Annotated in this window: 17 protein-coding genes; 12 read left to right on the plus strand and 5 right to left on the minus strand. The window is 71.7% G+C overall.

What is annotated here, in order from left to right; genetic code table 11:
• Positions 1-154 precede the first annotated feature (154 nt).
• Together ACFSVL_RS09005 and ACFSVL_RS09010 are read right to left on the minus strand one after the other, a co-directional pair.
• Entirely contained in the window at positions 155-874 is a 720-nt protein-coding gene (locus ACFSVL_RS09005; RefSeq protein ID WP_378302328.1) for a DinB family protein, read from the minus strand.
• Positions 875-910: 36 nt separating this feature from the next.
• Entirely contained in the window at positions 911-1,807 is an 897-nt protein-coding gene (locus tag ACFSVL_RS09010) for a DMT family transporter (protein ID WP_378302330.1), read from the minus strand.
• A gap of 83 nt (positions 1,808-1,890) precedes the next feature.
• Between ACFSVL_RS09010 and ACFSVL_RS09015 the strand changes: the two genes are divergently transcribed.
• The 5 genes from ACFSVL_RS09015 (at position 1,891) to ACFSVL_RS09035 (ending at position 9,584) form a co-directional block, all read left to right on the plus strand.
• The gene (locus ACFSVL_RS09015) at positions 1,891-2,784 is read left to right on the plus strand and encodes a LysR family transcriptional regulator (RefSeq protein ID WP_378302332.1); all 894 of its coding nucleotides are present in this window, start codon (positions 1,891-1,893) and stop codon (positions 2,782-2,784) included.
• Positions 2,785-3,381: 597 nt separating this feature from the next.
• Positions 3,382-5,928 carry a class III lanthionine synthetase LanKC gene (gene lanKC, locus ACFSVL_RS09020; RefSeq protein ID WP_378302334.1) on the plus strand — a complete coding sequence of 849 codons (2,547 nt, stop codon included), beginning with the start codon at positions 3,382-3,384 and terminating at the stop codon, positions 5,926-5,928.
• Positions 5,929-5,960: 32 nt separating this feature from the next.
• A complete protein-coding gene (locus tag ACFSVL_RS09025; protein ID WP_182894993.1) occupies positions 5,961-6,095 on the plus strand; it encodes a class III lanthipeptide in 135 nt (44 codons plus the stop codon).
• A 130-nt stretch (positions 6,096-6,225) separates the two neighbouring features.
• A complete protein-coding gene (locus ACFSVL_RS09030; RefSeq protein WP_378302336.1) occupies positions 6,226-7,878 on the plus strand; it encodes an ABC transporter ATP-binding protein in 1,653 nt (550 codons plus the stop codon).
• A complete protein-coding gene (locus ACFSVL_RS09035; protein ID WP_378302338.1) occupies positions 7,875-9,584 on the plus strand; it encodes an ATP-binding cassette domain-containing protein in 1,710 nt (569 codons plus the stop codon). Before ACFSVL_RS09030 ends, ACFSVL_RS09035 begins: the two co-directional genes overlap by 4 nt.
• A 372-nt stretch (positions 9,585-9,956) precedes the next feature.
• Here the strand turns inward: ACFSVL_RS09035 and ACFSVL_RS09040 are convergent, their stop codons facing one another.
• Positions 9,957-11,165: an ROK family protein gene (locus ACFSVL_RS09040; protein ID WP_378302340.1), complete on the minus strand. Its 1,209-nt coding sequence runs from the start codon at positions 11,163-11,165 to the stop codon at positions 9,957-9,959.
• A 150-nt stretch (positions 11,166-11,315) separates the two neighbouring features.
• Between ACFSVL_RS09040 and ACFSVL_RS09045 the strand changes: the two genes are divergently transcribed.
• From ACFSVL_RS09045 to ACFSVL_RS09070, 6 genes are read left to right on the plus strand one after another with little or no spacing between them, the layout of a single operon-like run.
• Positions 11,316-12,473 (plus strand): tagatose-6-phosphate kinase, encoded by a 1,158-nt coding sequence (locus ACFSVL_RS09045; protein WP_378302342.1) that lies wholly within the window; start codon positions 11,316-11,318, stop codon positions 12,471-12,473.
• Positions 12,470-12,955: a cupin domain-containing protein gene (locus ACFSVL_RS09050; RefSeq protein ID WP_378302344.1), complete on the plus strand. Its 486-nt coding sequence runs from the start codon at positions 12,470-12,472 to the stop codon at positions 12,953-12,955. The genes ACFSVL_RS09045 and ACFSVL_RS09050 overlap by 4 nt, the downstream gene beginning before the upstream one ends.
• A 1-nt stretch (position 12,956) precedes the next feature.
• Positions 12,957-14,069 carry a DegT/DnrJ/EryC1/StrS family aminotransferase gene (locus ACFSVL_RS09055; RefSeq protein WP_378302346.1) on the plus strand — a complete coding sequence of 371 codons (1,113 nt, stop codon included), beginning with the start codon at positions 12,957-12,959 and terminating at the stop codon, positions 14,067-14,069.
• Between the two features lie 36 nt (positions 14,070-14,105).
• Complete coding sequence (locus ACFSVL_RS09060; RefSeq protein ID WP_378302348.1) at positions 14,106-14,741, plus strand: HAD-IA family hydrolase; 636 nt, start codon at positions 14,106-14,108, stop codon at positions 14,739-14,741.
• A complete protein-coding gene (locus ACFSVL_RS09065) occupies positions 14,738-15,853 on the plus strand; it encodes an MFS transporter (protein WP_378302350.1) in 1,116 nt (371 codons plus the stop codon). The genes ACFSVL_RS09060 and ACFSVL_RS09065 overlap by 4 nt, the downstream gene beginning before the upstream one ends.
• Positions 15,850-17,907 (plus strand): N,N-dimethylformamidase beta subunit family domain-containing protein, encoded by a 2,058-nt coding sequence (locus tag ACFSVL_RS09070; protein WP_378302352.1) that lies wholly within the window; start codon positions 15,850-15,852, stop codon positions 17,905-17,907. The genes ACFSVL_RS09065 and ACFSVL_RS09070 overlap by 4 nt, the downstream gene beginning before the upstream one ends.
• A gap of 1 nt (position 17,908) precedes the next feature.
• On the opposite strand, the gene ACFSVL_RS09075 is transcribed toward ACFSVL_RS09070, so the two are convergent.
• Both ACFSVL_RS09075 and ACFSVL_RS09080 read right to left on the minus strand, forming a co-directional pair.
• A complete protein-coding gene (locus ACFSVL_RS09075) occupies positions 17,909-18,295 on the minus strand; it encodes a hypothetical protein (RefSeq protein ID WP_378302354.1) in 387 nt (128 codons plus the stop codon).
• 82 nt (positions 18,296-18,377) lie between these two features.
• Complete coding sequence (locus tag ACFSVL_RS09080; RefSeq protein ID WP_378302356.1) at positions 18,378-18,941, minus strand: TetR/AcrR family transcriptional regulator; 564 nt, start codon at positions 18,939-18,941, stop codon at positions 18,378-18,380.
• 90 nt (positions 18,942-19,031) lie between these two features.
• On the opposite strand from ACFSVL_RS09080, the gene ACFSVL_RS09085 reads away from it, so the two are divergent.
• Positions 19,032-20,000, plus strand: a complete 969-nt coding sequence (locus ACFSVL_RS09085) for a ketopantoate reductase family protein (protein ID WP_378302358.1) — start codon at positions 19,032-19,034, stop codon at positions 19,998-20,000.
• Positions 20,001-20,449 lie beyond the last annotated feature (449 nt).

Raw genomic sequence — 20,449 nt, forward strand, 5'->3', positions numbered from 1 at the left:
ACCCTGACGGACTCTGATTCCCTCAGGGTTCCCCTCACGGACCTTCAGAGATAGCCATACAGGCATCAATCGGGCAATCCGGCGGTTCTGGCGTCCTTTGTGGATGGTCCAGCAGGCGTGCGCCCCCGCAGCTTAAATCCCTGGCATTGCTCGCCTATCCACCGTCCCGAGCCTCGATCAGGTCGAGATCGCGAACGCAGAAGCCGTGATGCTCGAAGGTCTCGCTGAGCACCGTGCGGACGCACTGCCGCACTAAGCGGCCCCGGGCATACGGCGGCCAGGCGTCGTCCTCGGGCACCGGCGCTGGCGCGGCAAACTGCTCGGCCGTCACCTCAGCGAACCAGTCCTCCAGGTCGGCGGCCTGATTTTCACGCACGCGCACGATCTCGTCCAGGGCCGGATCGAGCGAGAGGTCGAGCCCGTGCGCTTCACGATAGGGCCCGACGTTCGGCCCGATACCCATCGGCGTGAACAGCTCCGTCGAGCCCAGGCAGCAGCGGCGGAACCACGAATCGTGCACAAAGACCAGGTGGCGCAGCGTCTGCACCGCCGACCATTCGTCGTTCACGCTGCGCCGCTCGATGCCGGGCGTACGGCGGATCCGCTCGATCGTGGCGGCCCAGTCGGCATTGAGCCGCCGTGAGGCCTCGCGCAGATCCGCAACGTCCTCGGAGCGGATCAGCGCCCGCACCGGATGCCGCCGGTCCAGTTCCGCCTCGACGTACCCGGCGACCTCGACCCCGTTCACCACGAGGTTGGTGACGAGGCCGTCGATCACCGCGTCCTGCATGACGACTCCGATCAGGCGCGCCCCGGTCAGATCGCACTCGCGGAACTCGGCGCCGCGCAGGTCCTCGTCGACATACCGTGTCATGCTCCGCATGCTAGGCCGGGACACCGACAAAAACCGTCAGCGCCGGCGCGAGATCGCGACTCCCGCGAGGCACAGCGCACCGCCGACGAGTCCGTACGCGGTCGGGGTTTCCGCGAGCAGCAGCCAGGACAGCAGCACTGCCACCGCCGGAACGGCGTAGGTCACCATGGTCAGCCGTCCGGCGTCCGTGCGGCGCAGGGCGTACGCCCACGCGGTGAAGCCGATCGCCGTGGGGAACACTCCCAAGTAGACACTGCCGAGCACCGCTCCCGCCGGCGCCACCTGCAGTTCGCCCACCAGCTGCGGCGTCCACGGCAACAACACGACGGTGCCGACGACGCAGCCCAGCCAGATCGCGGTCAGTCCGTCGACGTGGCGCAGCGTGATCTTCTGGACCATGACCCCGGCGGCGTAGAGCACGGCGGCCAGTATGCACAGGAGGACGCCCGCCCAGTCATTGCTTCCGGTGGCTCCGGTCGCGATCAGCGCGGCCCCGCCCAGCGCGACGAGCGAGCCGACGACGAGCGAGCGCGAGAAGCCCTCGCCGAGGAACTTGCCTGCCGCGACGGCGACCATCAGCGGCGCGAGGTTCACCAGCAACGCCGCCGTGCCCGCGTCGACGTGCCGCTCCCCCGCGTTAAGAACGACGGTGTAGGCGGCCAGCCACAGCACGGCGTACGCCGCGACCAGCAGGAACGCCTTGCGCGACAACCGGACCCGGAGCGCGCCCTTGGCGACGACGAGCACGGTGAGCGTGACGGCCGCGACGGCGAGCCGCAGCAGCGCGAGCGGCGCCGGGGACAGCGCGTGCCCGACGCTGCGGATGGCGACGAACGACGAGGCCCACAGCACCACGGCGAGCCCGGCGGCCGCCGCGATCTTGCCGAAGTCGGTCTTTTGGGCGGGCTGGACGGTTTCCACGAGATCGGTCACCTGACCATCGTCACCTCGCCCCACCGTACAGCACAAGCGATTAGTTCTGTACATCCGTTAAGACCGGCTGTACAGTCGCGGGCATGCTGGACATCCCCCGGCTCCGCGTTCTGCGCGCAGTCGTCGCGTCAGGGTCGATCCGCGCGAGTGCCGCCGCGCTCGGCTACACGCCGTCCGCAGTGAGCCAGCAGATCACCACGCTGCAACGGGAGACCGGGCTGCAGCTGTTCGAACGGTCCGGCCGAGGCATCGAGGCGACCGAGGCTGGACGCACGCTCGCCGCCGAGGCCGAGGCGCTGTTCGAGGCGTCGAGCCGGGTCGAGCAGGTGGTCAGCGAACTGCGCGCCGGACGCGTCGGGCGGCTGTCGATCGGCTACTTCGGCTCGGCCGGATCGACGTGGCTGGCCCCGACGGTCGCCGCGCTGCGCGCCGAGTTCCCCGGGCTGCGGCTGGACCTGATGCTGACCGAGTTCACGCCCGGCGACCCGGACATCGACATCTTCGTCGAGGAGACCGGGGCCGAGCATCCCGGGACGGTCGTCGTGCACCGGCTGGCCGAGGACCCGTACCTGGTGGTCGTCCGCCGCGACGACCCGCTCGCCGCGCTGGCGGAGGTGCCGCTGGCCGCGCTCGCCGAACGGCACTGGGTCGACAACGACCTGCGCGACGGACCGTGCCGGCAGGTGCTCCTCAACGCCTGCACGCAGGCCGGGTTCTCGCCGGGCTTCGTGGTCGAGACGCACGACTACCGGACCGCGATGTCTTTCGTGGCAACGGGAATCGGGCTGACCGTGGTGCCAGAGCTTGGCATCGGCGACCTGCCCGAGGGCCTCGCGACCGTCCCGATCGCCGCCCCCGCGCCGGTCCGGCACCTCAGCCTCGCGGTGAAGAAGCCGATCGCGGCGCACCCCGCCGCCCGGCGCGCGGTGGAACTGCTGGAAAGCCTGGTGTGCGGCGGGAAAACCCTCGCCAGCTGACCGCCCGGCGCCCTGCCGCGGTCCGTGAAGGGCCCCTTCCGGGAATCAGCGTCCGTGAGGGGCCCCTTCACGGACAAGCAAGCTCGCGAGGGCCGAGGTTTCGCCTCGCCGCGCGGGACCCTGGGCCGCGTTCCGTGAAGGACTCCTTGAGGGAATCTGATTCCCTTATGGAGCCCTTCACGGACCGACCGCCGGGGAGCACGAGAGGCGTTCTCCGGTAACGAATCCGCCACGGTAGCGACGCGAATGCGCGGCGCCGCCCCGAACGGACCAGCCGGGTCCGGGTCCGTGCCGGACGACGAGTCGACGGCGGCTCACCGGAACGGGTTGATGGCCTTCCGCCAATTTCCCCGGCCCTTTCCGCGCCGACCTGGGGGGCCGACCGGAAACCCGAGATCGTTACACCCCGATCGGGTAGGGCCGACTCACGCGCTGTCCTCGTTCCCGTATCCCTGCGCGGCCGTTGTCACCCTGACGAGGCGCGGCGAACCCCCGGGTTGGCGGATTGGCCGGGGCACCCCCCTCGTGCGGGAATGGTGTCACCGTCCGACATCGGAGTCGCCCGGTTTTTCCCAGGAAAGGGAAGGGTTCGTTTTCATGGACGTCCGGTACGAGGCTTTTTGCTTCGCCGATCCGCTGTTCTTCGACGAACCGCGGGAAACCCCGGGCGCGGCAGGCGACCTGGCCGCGGGGCTGTCCCGGCCGGGACCCGGATGGACGGTCGAGGCGCGCGGGATCTGGCGTTCGCTGCGCCCGGCCGGGCACCGGCTTCCCGCACAGGGCTGGAAAATCCACGTCTCCGCGGGCCTGGACAACGCCGCGCGCGTGCTGGCCGCGGTGCATCAGTACTGTGTGGACCACCGGGTCGCGTACAAGCACCTGCGTTCCCGCGCGATCCTGGTGAGCCGGAATTCGAAATACGCGCCGCGCGAGGGCAGCGGCAAGCTCGTGACGATTTACCCGGACTCCGACGAGAGCCTCGCCCGGATACTGAACGACCTTTCCGCCGAGCTGGAAGGCGAGTCCGGCGCTTATATTCTGAGCGATCTCCGGTACCGCGAAGGACCGCTTTACGTCCGGTACGGCGGATTCGCCGAACAGTGGACCGAACACGCCGGGACGCGGGTGCTCGCGATCCGCCGCCCGGACGGCACGCTCGTGCCGGACCGGCGGGAACCCTCCTTTTCGGTGCCGGACTGGGTGCCGATTCCGGACTGCCTTTCCGGCAGCGTGGCCGCGCGCAAGAACGGAGCCCGATTCCCGTACCGGGTCGCCGGTTCCTTGCATTTCTCCAACGGCGGCGGCGTCTATCTGGCCGAACGAGGGGCCGGCCAGAAAACGCTGGTGCTCAAGGAGGCGCGGCCACACGCCGGGCTCGACCGCGACGGCGCCGACGCGGTCGCCCGGCTGAACCGCGAGCGCGAGGTGCTCGAACGGCTGGCGGACGTCCCCGGCGTCCCGAGGGTGTACGAGCAGTTCACCGTGTGGGAGCACCATTACCTGGCGATGGAGCATCTGCCCGGCATCGCGCTGAGCAGCTGGCTCGCCCGGCATTACCCGCTCACCAGCGGGTCTCGCACCGAAGCCGGTCTCACCGCCTACCGCGACCGCGCGCTGGCGGTGCTGGCGCAGGTCGAGCGCATCGTCGCCGACATCCACCGGCACGGGCTCGTCTACGGCGACCTGCACGGGAAGAACATCCTGGTGGACGAGCACGACCGGGTCTCGCTGATCGATTTCGAGCTGGCCGTCGAGGCGGATTCCGGCGGGCGGCCGGGCCTCGGCGCCCCGGGCTTCCGCGCGCCCGCCGACCGGCACGGGTTCGAGATCGACGAGCACGCGCTGGCCGCGCTGCGGCTGTGGCTCTTCCTGCCGCTGGTGATGCTGCTGGAACTCGCGCCGGGAAAGCTGCGCGGGATCGCGGACTTCGCCGAGCGGCGGTTCCGCCTGCCCGACGGGTACGCCGATCGCGTGGTCGCCGTGCTCGCCCCGCGCGGCACCCCGCCGGCGGCGACGCACACCGCGCTGGACGAGCAACGGCCCGACTGGACGTTGGTGCGCAAGCAGATCGCGGAAGCCATCCTCGCGAGCGCGACCCCGGACCGCACCGACCGGCTGTTCCCCGGCGACATCGAACAGTTCCGCTCCGGCGGCGCAGGTTTCGGTGTAGGCGCCGCGGGCGTGCTGCATTCGCTGCACATCGCCGGAGCGGGCCGTTATCCCGAATACGAACAGTGGCTGCTGGCCGCGGCACGCCGGCAGCCGCCCGCGCGGCCCGGCTTCTTCGACGGCAGCCACGGCATCGCGTACGTGCTGGAGGAATTCGGCTACTCCGATGAGGCGGACGAGCTGCTCGGCGCGTCGCGGGCGCTGGTCGAGCAGACGGTCGACCACGGCCTGGAAAGCGGGCTCGCCGGGATCGGCCTCACCCGCCTGCACTTCGCGAACACCCGCGGCGACCTTGCATTCGCCCGCCAGGCCCGCGACACCGCGGTCCGGCTGGCGGCCGCGCTGGACACCGCCGAGCCGCCGGGCCGCTTCGCCAGGGCCGGGCTGATGAACGGATGGTCCGGGCCGGCGCTGCTGTTCCTCCGCCTCCACGAGCACACCGGCGAGCCGTCCTGGCTGGCCCTCGCCGAGCGAGCCGTTGGCCGTGACCTGGAGGAATGCGTTCCGGCGCCCGACGGATCGCTGCAGGTCCGCGACGGCACCCTGCGCACGCTTCCCTACGTCGCGATCGGCAGCGCCGGAATCCTGATGGTCGCCGAACAGCTCGCGCGGCATCTCCCGGACTCGGCGGCGGCCCGGAGCCTGCCCGGACTGCGCGCGGCCTGCCGCGGCGAGTTCGTGATCCATCCCGGCCTGCTGTACGGCCGGTGCGGGCTGGCCGCCGCGCTGGCCTTCGCCCCCGAGCCGGACCGAGACGCCCGGGAGGCCGTCGACCTGCACCTGGCCCGGCTGTCCTGGCACGGCGTCCCGTACCACGGCGGGCTGGCCTTCCCCGGCAATCAGCTGCTTCGCCTGTCGACCGACGTCAGCACCGGCGGCGCGGGGGTCCTCCGCACGCTCGCCGCGCTGCTGGACGGCGCGGAACCGCTGCCCTTCCTGGGCCCCGCACCGTCCCCGCACACCTCCGGCCGATGAGCGCCGGCGGACCCCGAGAGAAGGGAACACCCATGGAAAACGTCCTGGAGCTGCAGGCGCTCGAGGCCCCCGAAGCCCTCGAGGGCCAGGGACTCGACCACCACGGCCACAGCCACTACAGCGCTTGGTGCGGGGACAGCACGCTCAGCCTGCTTCTCTGCTACTGACCGCGGGCGAGGGCGGGAACGGCGCAGGCCAAGTGCGCCGTTCCCGCCCCGTTCATTCTGCCCCGCCGCCCGGCGCCGGTCGCGGCGACACGGGCAACCACGACACGGGCAACCACCAGGAGGACGCGCCATGGCCGGATCCGCGGACCGCCTGCTGAGGTCGGCTGTCCTGCTGGACCGGCCCCGGCTGGCCGCGCTGATCGCGACGTCGCTGGTCTCCTCCGGAGCCGGGCTGCTGCTCCCCGGCGCGCTCGCCGCCGCCACCGACGCGGTGCTCGGCGGCCGGAGCAGCACGGCCGCGGTGCTGTGGCTGCTCGCCGTGGGCGCGGCGGCGATCGCCGCCGACGCCGTCCTCATCATCCTGCCCGCCCGGCTGACCAGCGACGCGAGCGCGTGGCTGCGCCGCGGGGTCACCGACCGGCTGCTCGCGCTGGGCACCGGCTCGCCGTTCTCCGCCGGCGACGCGGTGAGCCGGGTGGCCGGCGACTGCACGGCGGCGGGCGGGGTCGCCGCGGTCCTGGTGCGGCTGGTCGCGACCGGGTTCCTGTCCGTGGGCGCGGTGGTCCTGCTCGCGCTGCTGGACTGGCGGCTCGCGCTGGTGTTCCTGGGCAGCCTGCCGTTCGCCTTGCTGCTGGCGCGGTCGCACCTGCGCGGCACCGCGGAGGATGTGCTTGCCTACCAACGGGTTTCCGGGGAACTGTCCGCGCGGCTGCTCGACGCCGTCACCGGCCTGCGGACCATCGCCGCGTCCGGCACCGCCGACGCCGAGGCCGCCCGGGTGCTGCGCCCGCTGCCCCGGCTGAACCTCGCCGGCCAGGGCATGTGGCGCACGCAGGCGCGAATGGTGTGGCGAGCTGGTCTCCTGCTCCCGACGGTGGAAATCCTCACGCTCGCCGCCGCCGGTTTCGGCGTGCTGGCCGGACGGCTCAGCGCTGGCGACGTCCTCGCCGCCCTCGGCTACGTCGCGCTCGGCCTCGGGCTGGTCACGCAAATCCCGTTGCTCACCACGCTTTCCCGGGCCCGTTCGGCGGCGCACCGGATCACCGAGGTCCTCGACACCGAGCCACCGCCGCGCGGCGCGCTGAGCCTGTTGCCCGGAAACGGCACGCTGGAGCTTCGCGGCGCGACGGTGCACGGCGCGCTCGCCGACGTCGACCTCACCATTCCCGGCGGGTATTTCGCCGCTCTGGTAGGCAGTTCCGGGTCCGGGAAGTCCACTGTGGTCAGTCTGCTCGCCGGGCTGCGCCGCCCCGATGCCGGACAGGCCTTTTTGGACGGTCGCGATCTCGCCGTCCTGCGCCCCGATGAGCTTCGGGCTGTCGTCGGATACGCCCCCGCCGAGCCCGCGCTGCTGGGCGGGACCGTCGCCGACGCGGTCGCCTACGGTTCTTGGGCGAGCGTCCCGGCGGTCGACGCGGCTTGTCGCACCGCACGGATTCACGACATCCTCGTGCGGCTGCCGCACGGTTACGACACGCCGCTCGCCGAGACTCCGTTGTCCGGCGGGGAAAGGGCCCGGGTCGGGCTCGCTCGCGCGCTGGCGCGCAATCCCCGGGTGCTTCTGCTCGACGACGCGACCGCGAGCCTCGACACGGTCACCGAACGCGCGGTGACGGCGCAGCTGGGCCGCCGGACGCGGGTGGTCGTCACGCACCGGGCCGCGATGGCCGCGCGGGCGGACGTCGTGGTGTGGCTGGCGGCGGGGCAGGTCCGGGCGGTCGGGCCGCACGCGCGGCTGTGGCAGCTGCCGGGGTATCGCGCCGTGTTCACGGAGGAGACGTGAGCGTCGGCCGTCTCTACCGGAACGCCCTCGCCGGGCAGTGGCGCGGCGGGCTGGTCCTGCTGGCCTGCTCCGTCCTCGAAGGACTGCCCGCCTTCTTCTCCGGACGGCTCGTCGAACTGGCCGTCACCAGCGGATTCTCCGTCGGACGGCCCGGCGTCGGCCTGTTCTGGCTCGGCGTGTTCGGCGTCGCCGCGCTCGCCGGGGCGTTCGGGTCCCGGCTGGTGTGGCGGCAGTTGGGGAAGGTCGTCGAGCCGTTGCGCGACGCACTGGTGACCGCGGTCGTCCGCGGGGTGCTGCACGATCCCGCGCCGCCGCGGAGCGGTCCGGACGCGAGCGGCGTCGCCCGGATCACCCAGCACGTCGAAGTCGTCCGCGACGCCACCGGCGGGCTCCTGGTGCAGGCGCGCGCCATGCTCGTCACCACGGTCGCGGCGATCGCGGGGCTGCTCACCGTCGCGGGTTCGCTCGCGCTGCCGGTCGTCGTGCCGGTGGTGCTCGCGCTGGCCGGATTCGCCGCGCTGCTGCCGTCACTCGCCCGGCGGCAGCGCGCGCTCACCCTCGCCGACGAAGGCACCGCCGCGACCACCGGCTCGATCTTCGCCGGCATGCGAGACGTCGTCGCCTGCGGAGCCGAACCGCTCGCCGCCCTGGCCGCCGACCGAGCAGTGGACCGCCAAGCGTCCGCCGCGATCCGAGTGGCCCGTTCGGGAGCGCTGCGGTCGCTGATCGTGTCGCTCGGCGGGTTCGTCCCGCTGGTGCTCGCGCTCGCCCTCGCCCCGTCGATGGTCGCTCGCGGCGAACTGACCGCCGGTGCCGCACTGGGCGCGCTCGTCTATCTGGCCACCACCCTGCAACCCACCTTGCGCGGGCTCGCTTCCACCGCGTCCACGGTCGTGCTGCGCCTGCTAGTCGCCCTGCGCCGCCTGGCGGAAACCACCGCCCCGCCCGACGACCGTCCGGCAACCGAAAGCCCAGCCGGACTAGGACTAGCCGTACGCGGCCTGACGTTCCGCTGGGGCGCGGCACCGGAACCAGTCGTCCGCGACCTCAACCTCGACCTGCGCCCTGGCGAACACCTGGCCGTAGTCGGCCCGAGCGGCATCGGAAAGTCCACCCTGGCCAGCCTGCTCACCGGACTGCTGACCCCGCAGTACGGCGAAGTCCGCCTGGGCGGCGTCCGAGTAAGCGAAGTGGCCGACCGCCCCCGCCACGTAGTGCTAGTCCCGCAAGAGGCTTACGTCTTCGCCGGAACCGTCCGCGAAAACCTGTCCCTGTTCCACCCCGAAGCCCCCGACCACCACCTCACCGCAGCCGCCAACGCGGTAGGCGCCGCCCCGCTACTGGCCCGCCTAGGCGGACTAGACGCCGAACTGACCCACGGCGCCGCCGGTCTCTCCGCCGGAGAGGCCCAGCTCCTGTCCCTGGCCAGGGCTTACGCCGCCCCCGCCGGAGTGATCGTGCTGGACGAGGCGACCTCCGCCCTGGACCCAGCCGCCGAAGCCCACGCAGAAAACGCCTTCGCCACCCGAGGCGGCACCTTGATCGTGATCGCCCACCGTCTCTCGTCGGCAATCAGGGCCAACCGCGTGCTCCTCATGGACGGACGCCACACCCTGCAGGGAACGCACGACGACCTCCTCACCACCCCCGACTACGCCGACCTAATGCAAGCCTGGCAGCCACCCTCCCAACGCGCGGCCAGCTAACCCGACCACAGCGCGGGATCGCGTCGGCGTCTGACCGAGTGGTGTGCCCGGCCCCCCCGGGCCCAGCACACCACTCGGTCAGACGCCGACTAAAGGCGATCCCGCCCGCGGCGGCGAAGCCGACGCCAAAAACACAGCCCGCTGACTGTCCATAAAGGACGCCCATGCCAGCGAAATGCCCAACTAACACCGGGATGCCCGTTTCTTCAAGTCCGTGAGGGGACCCCTGAGGGACTCTGATTCCCTCAGGGGTCCCCTCACGGACGACACGCCCAGCGCCCGCTGTCCGGGCCGGCCCGGACGCAAGCCAACCCGGTCCGCCAGCCGCCTCGACCTGGGCGGACACGCGTCAGCCGCGCCCGCAACGCCGCCTTAAGTCCCTGGCATTGCACCCCGCAACAACCGCGGTTCAGCCAACAGCCGCCCAAACGCCTGCTCCGCCGCCCCGATCAGCACCGGGCTCGCGACGCTCCCCGCCACCACCTTCGGGCTCTGTGTCCGCGCCACCACCGAAGCCCGCAACTCCCCGTGGACCCGCTCCGGAGCAATCCGCAAGTACTCCCCCAGCAACCCGCTCAGCACGACACAATCCGGATCGAACAGATTCGCCAAACTAGCCAACGCCCGCCCCAAATTAGCCGCCGCAGCACCAATCCGACCCCCCGCCGACCGCTCACCCTCCTCAGCACGGCGAAGCAGCTCCGCGACCTCAGCAGGATCCCCCGGCTCACTGGGCGTTCCGCCCAGGAGAGCCCGCCCGTCCGCGGAAACCTCCAGACACCCCCGCATCCCGCAAGGACACGCCGTTCCCGTCGGATCGACCACGACGTGCCCCGCCTCCACCGCGCTCCCCGCCCCGGTAAACGGAACCCCGCCCTGCAGCACTGCTCCCCCGATCCCGATGTGCTCGCACGTCAACGTCAACAACGTCCGGGCCCCCCGCCCAGCTCCCCGGTAATGCTCCGCAAGCGCCGCGAACGACGCGTCCTTCCCCACCTCGACCCGCGGCACTCCCGGCAACTCAGCCGCGAGAATCTCGGCCGCAGGAACAGATTCCCAGTCCAGATGCAGGGCCGAATGGACCAGCCCGTCAGTAGCCCGCACCATCCCGGCCAACCCCACCGCCGCCCCCGCACAGGCCCGCCCGCTCCCGGCGGCAGCCTCCCGCATCAACCCGGCCAGCACCGTCAGGGTCTGACGCGGATCGCTTCCGTAAGCAGGCAACGGAACCCGCCGCCGCTGCCCCACCGAACCTCCTAACCCGACCACCGCCAGTTCGGCCTCGCTCGAGTCCAGGCGCGCCGCGACGACGACCGGCCCCGCCGGGTCCGGATACAGCTGCGGGGACGGCCGCCCGCGCGGCGCGCCGGCCTGGCGTTCGGGCGGTCCCTGGGCGATCAGTCCCAGTTCGACCAGTTCCGCGACCGCTTCGGCGGCGGTGCTGCGCGGCAGGCCCAGCTGGGCGGTCGCCTCCGCGCGCGCCACGCTGCCGGTCAGATGGACCAGGTGGAGCAGCCGCGCGGCGGCGCTCTCGCTCGGTTGGGGGTATGCCGTCGTGGTCTGAACCACTAATTTGTTCACCGGGCGAACATAACTGGTTGTGACGGACCCGGCCAGTGCCCCGCCGGGGGCGGACTCGCCGCCGGCTCCTCGCCAAGCCGCGTCGCAAGCCCATCGGCGTGCTCGCGACCAGCGAAAACGTCAGCTGGTTCAGGCATGAGAGAAGGTCAGATGACCATCAACGGACCCACCCGGATGCCGTCCCTCGGCGTCGGGCCGATGTCGAAGAACGCCGTGGACGCCGCGATCGAGCTGGCGCGGGACCGCGGCCGCCGGATCATGCTCATCCCCAGCCGGAGGCAGATCGAGTCCGCCGAGCTGGGCGGCGGGTACGTCGAGGGCTGGAGCACCGCCGAGTTCGCCGAGTACGTGCGCGGCCGCGACGAAGCCGGGCTCCTGCTGCTGTGCCGCGACCACGGCGGGCCGTGGCAGCATCCGGCCGAACGCGCCGGCGGCTACTCCGAAGAGCGGGCGATGGCCGCCAGTCTCGCGTCGTTCCGCGCGGACATCGAGGCCGGATTCGACCTGCTGCACATCGACACCTGCCTCGACCTCGACGGCACCGCCGCGCTCGACCGGGCCGTCGGCCGGTTGGTGAAGCTGTACGGCGAATGCCACGAGGCGGCCCGCGAACTCGGCCGCGAGGTGCGGTTCGAGATCGGGTTCGAGGACCAAGGCGTCGACACGAACGACCCGGCCGAGTTCCGCAACCAGGTCACCGAGGTGTGCTCGCGGCTCGCCGCGGACGGACTGCCGGCGCCCGCGTTCGTCGTCGCCCAGACCGGGACGAAGGTGCTGGAAACGGAGAACACCGGCGCGCTGCTCACCGCGCCGTCCGCGGTGGGCTTCGCGGTCGCGCAGCTGGCCCGGGTCTGCGCGGAGGTCGGCAGTTCCCTCAAGGCGCACAACGCCGACTACCTGCCGGCGGAGTCGCTGCGGCGGCTCATGCAACGCGGGGTGGCGGCGGTCAACGTCGCGCCGGAGTTCGGCGTCGTGGAGACCCGGGCGTTGCTGGCGCTGCTCGACGAGCTGGGCCTCGCCGCCGAACGCGACGAATTCCTGCGGCTGGCCCACGATTCGGGCTCGTGGCGGAAATGGCTGAAGCCCGGCACCACCGCGACCGATCACGAGCGTGCCGTCATCGCCGGGCACTACGTGTTCGCGACCGGCGAGTTCCGCGAACTCAAGGACCGGATCGCCAGCAAGGCCCCCGACCTCGACGCCCGGCTGCGCGCCGCGATCTACGCCGCCCAGCTGCACTACCTCACGCACACCGCGCACGACACCGCTCCCGAACCCGTTCTCGCAGAAAGCGTCCGCACGGCATGACTGTTTCGAGCGACTACCTGAACGAAATCTTCCCGGCGGCTGGCGCCAGCGGTCCGGAGCACGCCACCGACGGCCTCACGATCACGTCGCTGAACGGGACGAAGGTCGTGCGCAAGGGCTGGGGCGAGGAGCGGTGGCTCGTCGCCGAGGGCGCGCCGTTCGGCTTCAAGGTCATCCACCTCAAGGCCGGCGAGCGCACCAGCCTGCAGTACCACCAGTGGAAGGAGGAGGCGAACCTCATCCTGCGCGGCGAAGGGCTGCTGCGCTACGCCGACCGCGCGGGCGAGGAACTCGCGACCCGGCCGCTGGTCCCGGGCGACATCGTGCACGTGCGGCCGCTCGCCGTGCACCGGATCGAAGCGGCCACGGACATCACCCTGGTCGAGGTCTCGACGCCGGAGCTGGACGACGTCATCCGGCTTTCCGACGACTACGGGCGCGGCGACGGGCGCATCGAGGCCGAGCACGAAGGGCGGGAGTGACATGGCCGAGTACCGGGTCGGCCGCTACGACTACCCCGGCCAGCTGCCCGATCTGGACGAGGATCTCCTGCCCGCGCTCCGGGAAACGCTGCTGCGCGGCGATTACGTGCTCGGCGCGGCGGTGGACCGGTTCGAGCGCGCGTTCGCGGGCTACCTCGGCGCGCGGCACGCGGTCGGGGTGAATTCCGGGACGGACGCGCTGATTCTCGCGCTGCACGCGCTCGGCGTCGGCCCCGGCGACGAGGTGATCACCGTGGCCAACACGTTCCACGCGAGCGCACAAGCGGTGGTGCGCGTCGGTGCGACGCCGGTGCTCGCCGACTGCCGTCCCGACAATTACCTGCTGGACCTCGAACAGGCCGAAGCGGCGGTCACTCCGCGCACGCGGGCGATCATCGTGGTCCACCTGTTCGGGCAGTCGGTCGACATGGCCGCGGTGCACCGGCTCGCGAAGCGACACGACTTGCTCGTGCTGGAGGACTGCGCGCAGGCGGTCGGCGCGTACTCCGGCGGAGCGCGGGTGGGGACGACGAGCGACGCTGGGTGCTGGAGCTTCGCACCGTCGAAAAACCTTGCCGCGGCGGGTGATGCCGGGGCGATTTCGCTCGGCGACGACCAGGTCGCGGCGGAGTTGCGAAGGCTGCGGCATTTCGGGCAGGACAAGCAGAACGAGCACCAGGTGGTCGGCTTCAACTCGCGGCTGGACACGGTGCAAGCGCTCGTGCTCGGGCACAAGCTCCCCCGGCTGGAGGGCTGGACCCAGCAGCGGGTCGCGATCGCGGCCGAGTACCGCGAGCGGCTCGCCGCGCTTCCAGTGTCCTTTCAGGACGGTGCGGGCCCGGGAGAGCATGTGTACCACCTGTTCCAGCTGCGCACCGAGCGGCGGGACGAGCTGGTCGCGCACCTGCGGAGCTCCGGCGTCGACGCGGTGGTCCGCTATCCGCATCCGATCCACCTGCAGGAGGCGTTCGCGTCGCTCGGGCACCGGCGGGGCGATTTCCCGGTGGCCGAGGACCTCGCGGGCACCACGCTGTGCCTGCCGCTGTTCCCGTCGATGACCGCCGACCAGATCGACCTCGTCTGCGACGGGGTGCGGGAGTTCTTCGCCCGCTGACCGCGTTTTCCCTCGTTCGGAGTGTTTGGAGTACTGATGCCCATCGCCCTGACCCTGCCGGACGGCGCGGTCCTGTCCTGCCGCGCCGTGCTGTTCGACCTCGACGGCGTGCTCGTGGACTCGATGCCGACGATCGTCCGGCAGCTGCGGGAGTGGGCGGCCGGGAGGGGGCTCGAACCGGACCGGGTCGTGGAACTGTCGCACGGGCGCGGCAATCTCGACCTGGTCCGGCTCGTGGCGCCCGATCTCGATGCCGAACGGGAGGCGCGGCGCATGGAGGAACGGGAGGTGCACGACGTCGACGGCATCACGGCCCGGCCGGGAGCCCGCGCGGCGCTCGACGCGATGGCGGAGTCGGCGTGGGCGGTGGTGACGTCGGGGAACGACCGGGTCGCGCGGGCTCGGTTGCGGGTCACGAACCTGCCGGTGCCTGGCGTCCTCGTCAGCGCCGACGACGTGCGCAAGAGCAAGCCGGATCCGGAGGGGTATCTCGCCGCCGCGGCCGGTCTTGGGGTCCAGCCGCAGGACTGCGTGGTGTTCGAGGACGCGCCCGCCGGGATCGCGGCCGCGCGGGCGGGCGGCATGCAGGTGGTCGGAGTGCTGGGCACGGTCGGTCAGCTGGACGTCCAGCACACGGTGCCGGACCTGGCCGCGGTTGGCTTCAAGCCGTGACCACCGTAGAGGTCCGGCAAGGGCGCGGCACCCGGCTCGGTCTGGTGGCTGCGTTTCCGCTGTTCCTGGCGCTCGGCGCGGCGACGGCGGGGCTCGGCGCGGCGTTGCCCGCCGTCACCGAGCGGTTCGCGCGGGCGGGCGATTCGGGCGGCGTGCTCGTCAGCCTGTACAACGCGGGTGCGCTGCTGGCGATCGTCGGCTGCGGGGTGAACAAACGGTCGGTCACCGCCCGCGCGGAACTCGGGGTCATGATCGGGCTGTTCGCCGTGGGATGCGCGGGGGCCGGGCTCGCGCCGTCGTGGCCGGTGCTGCTGGTCTCGGTGACCGTGGCGGGCTGCGGTTACGGCGGCGCGGTGCTGCACGTGAACACCGCTTTCGCGCGCGGGTCCGGGCATCGGGCGGTGCTCATGCTCAACCTGGTGAACGCGACGTTCGGCATCGGCGCGGTCGCGGGTCCGTTCGTGGTCGGGCTCGTACCGGACGTGCTCACGGTGTTCCTCGGCATCGGCCTGCTCGCGCTGCTGTCCTTCCCCGCTTGCCAGTGCGCGGTGCGCGAATCCGAGGCAGGGGAAGGAAAACCGGCGTTCGCGGTGCTGACGCCGTTTCTGGTGCTCGCGTTCTGTTACGCCGGGCTGGAGACCGGGATCGGGGCCTGGGCGGCAACGCATCTGACCTGGACCGGGCTCACGCCGGCCTCGGCCGCGCAGTGGGTTTCGCTGTACTGGCTGGGCATTACGGCCGGACGGTTCGTCGTCCCGCTGTTCGCGCGCGGGCCCCGGCGGATCGTCGGGTGGTGCTTGCTCGCCGCCACGGTCGCGACCGCCGCGGCGATGTGGGCGGTCGCCGCGCCGTACGCCTATGTGGTCGCCGGATTCGCGCTCGCGGCGGTGTTTCCGACCGTGATCGCGTGGCTGGCGACGCTGCTCACCGCCGTCCGGCAGGCGAACGCGATGCTGCTGGTGGCCGAGATGGCGGGCAGTGTCACGCATCCGCTGCTGATCGGCTGGGTCGCGGCGGCTTCCGCCTCGGCGGCGGTCCCGCTCACCATCGCCGTCCTCGGCGTGCTCGCGCTGGCGGCGTCGCGGTGGGCCGGGCGCAAGGCCGTCGCATGAGCGTTTTCGGTTACCTGGACCGGTTTTCCTTCCGGCCGGGCGACGAGATCGCATGCCGGTTCACCTCGACCGGGCCAGTGACCGCCGACCTGGTCCGGCTGATCCACGGCGACACCTCGCCGGAAGGGCCGGGTTTCCGCAGCGAGGACGTCAGCGCGGTCCCGCCGGTCACCGCGCCCGGCGGCGAGCAGCCGATCTACCCCGGATCGTTCCTGCACGCCGAGACGGTGGTGCCGTCCGGGACCGCCGCCGTCCGGTTTTCGGTGCTCGCCTGGCCGACCCTGCCCGTCTCGGGGGCCGTGCAAGGCGTGCTCAGTCTGACCACAGTGGACGGTTCGGCGGTATTTTCCCTCGCGCTGGACGAAACTGGCCGCCCGTGCCTCAGCAACGGCACGATGCTCGACCGGCCGCTGCGGGAACGCCGGTGGTACCAGCTCACCGCCGAGGCGGGCCCGGACGGCGTCGCGCTCACCGCTGTCGCGCTCGACCCGGTGCCCGGCGAGGAGGAACCGGCGCACGCGACCGGGCCCGGGGTCGATCTCGCCGGCGCTTCCGGCGTGGTCGCGGCCGCCGTGACCACCCGTCCTTCCGGTTGCTACAACGGGAAACTCGAACGTCCGGAGGTCCGCGACGGGACCGGTCTGGTGCTAGCGGCTTGGACATTCGAGCGGGAGATGACCGGTGACCGGGCGGTCGACGTGTCCGGCCGCGAACGGCACGGGCGGCTGGTGAACGCGCCCGCCCGCGCGATGACCGGTCCCGGCTGGACCGGCGAGACGCTCGACTGGCGGACGGCGCCTGAGCAGTACGGAGCGGTCCATTTCCACGAGGACGACCTGGCCGACGCGGGCTGGACGGCCGGCGCGCACCTTTCCCTCCCGCCGGATTTGCGCAGCGGGATCTACGCGGTCCGGCTGCGCTGCGCCGGGCATACCGACCACATCCCGTTCGCTGTCCGCGCGACCGGCGCACGGGCCGACGTCGCGTTTCTGTTGCCGACGTTCACTTATCTCGCCTACGCCAACGAGCAGACCGGCGATCCGGCCGTGATGGCCGATCCGCTGGACGTCGCGCTCCGGGCGCACCCCGGCTTCGGCAAGAGCCTCTACGACCGGCACCGCGACGGCTCCGGCATCTGCCATTCGACGGGGCTGCGGCCGATCCTCACCCTGCGCCCGGACTACCGGCACTGGCATTACGACGCGCCACGGCATTTCGGCGCGGATCTCTATCTCGCGGACTGGCTCGAACACTCCGGCGTCGAGTTCGACGTGCTCACCGACCACGACCTGCACGCCGAGGGCGCGGCGGCGCTGGAGGGGTATCAGGTGGTGCTCACCGGATCGCATCCCGAGTACCACAGCACGGCGATGCTCGACGCGCTGCACGGGCACGTCCGCGCGGGGCGATGCCTGATGTACTTGGGCGGCAACGGGTTCTACTGGGTGACCTCGCAGCGGTCATCGGTCATCGAGGTGCGCCGGTCGCGTGGCGTGCGCAGCTGGGAAGCCGCGCCCGGCGAGGGACACCACGCGAGCACCGGCGAACCGGGCGGCCTGTGGCGCGAGCGCGGCCGCTCCCCCAACGCGCTGACCGGCATCGGCATGGCTGCGCACGGCTGGAGCGAACGCGGCCGCGGCTACGTGCGCACCGCCGAGTCCCGCGAGCCGCGCTGGGCGTGGGTGTTCGAGGGCATCGACGACGACGTGCTCGGCGATTTCGGCCTGGTGATGGGCGGCGCGAGCGGCGACGAACTGGACCGGTTCGACTCCGCGCTGGGCAGCCCGCCGCACACCGCGGTGCTCGCGACGTCCCAGCCGCACGACGAGAACTACCACCAGGCGGTGGAGGACGTCCTGGAGATCCGCGCGGGGCTGAGCGGACCGGGCAACCCCGCCGTCCGGGCGGATCTGGTGCTGGTGGAACACCCCTCGGGCGGCGCGGTGTTCTCGGCGGGGTCAATCGCGTTCCTGGGCAGCCTGTCGCACGACGAGTACCGGAACAACGTCTCGCAGCTGGTCGCCAATGTCCTGGACGGCTTCCGCCGACGGTGAGTCAGGCCTTGCGCGGCACCGAGGCCACGAGGTCCTTGCTCCCGTTGCGGCTCAGGTAGATGTCCACCTTGCTGAAGCCGCCGGACGGGCCGGGTTCGGTCCAGCCGAAGGTTTTCTGGTCGTCGGAGGCGGTGCGCGTCTGGACGTCGAAGAGCGTGCTGGCCTGGCGGAACTCGAAGATGACGGTGGTGCTGCCGGCGGTGGCGTCGTCGCGGACGAAGCCCGAGACGCCGACCGCGCGGTTGTACCAGGTCAGCGTCCCGCCGGTGCGGCCGCCGCTGATGCTGCCGCCGAAGTCCGACGTCGGGTATCCCGCTGCGTTCGCGATGCCCGCACCGCCGAGGACGGCGACCGCGGACACGACGAGACTGACGGCGATGCGTTTCATGGCGTTTCCCCCAGGGATGGTCGATTCTGGGCGGAATCGTACTGTGCCGCGCGCGGCGGCGCGGAATTATGCGTGAACTTCCCTAGCGGTGTCGCAATCCGTCCAGCAGGAGGGTGACGACGCCGTCCGCTTCGGCGCGCCAGCCGGGGCGGTCGTGGGCCGCGCCGATGCCGTGCAAGGCCATCAGGACAGTCCCTGCGCCGACGTCGTCGCGGATAGCCCCGGCCTTCGCCGCCGCGGAGACCAGGTCGGTGACCGCCTCCTCCAAGGCCTGGCTGCCCTCGGCGAGCGCGTCCGATCGGGCGGCCATGAGCGTGGCCAGCGTTCGGGCGAGACCTTGGTGGGCGTCGAGGTAATCGATCATGCCGCGCAGGAAGGCGGCCAGCGCTTCTTCGGCGGGCAGGGTGGCCAGCGCTTGGCGGGCGCGGTCACACAAGGTCGCGACTTCCCCGTGGTAGACCGCCTCCGCGAGCACCTCGCGGGTGGGGAAATGGCGGTACAGCGTGCCGGTGCCCACGCCGGCCAGGGTGGCGAAATCGTCGAAGCGCAGGGCGAAGAACTCGCCGGCGGCGAAGAGTTCCCGAGCCTTGGCCACCAGGGCGTCACGGTTGCGCCGGGCGTCGGCGCGCAGGGGTTTTCCGGTCATGCGGGGCCTCTCGTTGACAACTGGAGATTGTCTCCATATTTTGGCAAGTGGAGACGATCTCCAGTTCTAGGGTATCCCACGAGGTGCGGCATGAGAATCCTGATGTTCGGCCGCGGCACGATCGCCGCGGTGTACGGCTGGGCCTTGGCCCGGGCCGGGCACGAGGTGGAGTTCTACGTCCGGCCCGGCCGCGCGGCCGCGTACGGGGACTCGATCAGCCTCGACCTCCGCGACCTGCGGGCGCGGGGGCGGCGAGTGGTCGAGGACTGGCCGGTGCGCTACCGCGAGGAACTGGACGCGGACCACGGCTTCGACCTGATCGTGCTGAGCGTGCAGCACTACCGGCTCGCGGAGGCTGCGGCTTTCCTGGCACCGCGGATCGGCAACGCGACGGTGCTGGTCTTCGGCAACATCTGGTCCGAACCACTGGCCGCGATCGGGGACCTGCCCGTCGACCAGGTCGCCTGGGGCTTCCCGCAAGGGGGCGGCGGCTTCGGCGAGGACGGGGTCCTGCGCGGGATGCTGATGCCGCGCGCCGTGTTCGGCACGCTCGGCGAGCCCCCGGGCTCACGCGGGCTGGCGGTCCGCCGGGTGTTTCGCGACGCCGGGTTCCGGGTCCGGGAACGGCCGGACTTCCGGGGCTGGCTGTGGGTGCATTTCGTTTCGGACGCGGGGATGCACTCGCAGGGGGTGCGGGTGGGGTCGCTGAGTTCGCTGGCCGGGTCCCGGCGGGACTTGCGGGAGGCGTTGCTGGCGGGGCGGGAGCTTCTGCCGCTGCTGGAAGCCCGGGGCGTCGACCTGCGGCGGCATCGGGGCGCGCTGCTGCCGTTCCGCGCGCCGACGTGGCTGACGGCTCCGGTGATGGCCTGGCTGCTGGCCCATTACCCGCCCGCGCGGACGAGCTTCGCGGCGCATTCGGATCCGGACGCCCGCGAGCCTCGGGAGGTTTGCCGGGACACGCTGGCGGAGGCCCGGCGGTTGGGCGTCCCGGCGCGGCGGTTGGAGGCGGCGGAGGGGTATTTCGCGGTGGAGGGGACAGCGTCAATGCCAGGGACCTAAGGCGGTGCCATGGGTGCGGCTGAGGCTCGTCTGCCCAGGCCGAAGCGGCTGGCGGACCGGGCCTGCTTGCACCGGGGCCGACACTGGACGCAGGAGCTGGGTGTGTCGTCCGTGAGGGACTCCTTGAGGGAATCAGATTCCCTCAAGGAGTCCTTCACAGACCTTCGAATATGGTCATGCAGGCATCAATCGGGCACTTCGACAGGGCGGGCGTCCTTTATGGACGGTCAGAAGGCTGAGTCACCCGGCTCAAGTCCCCGGCATTGGGGGAGGGAATGAGGCGGGGTGCCGCGATGGTGCGCCTTCGCTGACGGCGGCGGGTTCGCCCTGCTGGCACGCCCTCGCTGACGGCTGCAGGCTCACCGTGCCGGTATGCCTCCACCGACAGCTGCCGCGCTAGCGCGAATTCGCGATGGCTGAGGATTGCCTGACGTGGCAAGGAACGCGGC

The organism is Amycolatopsis silviterrae (assembly GCF_042684085.1).
Classification (GTDB): domain Bacteria; phylum Actinomycetota; class Actinomycetes; order Mycobacteriales; family Pseudonocardiaceae; genus Amycolatopsis; species Amycolatopsis silviterrae.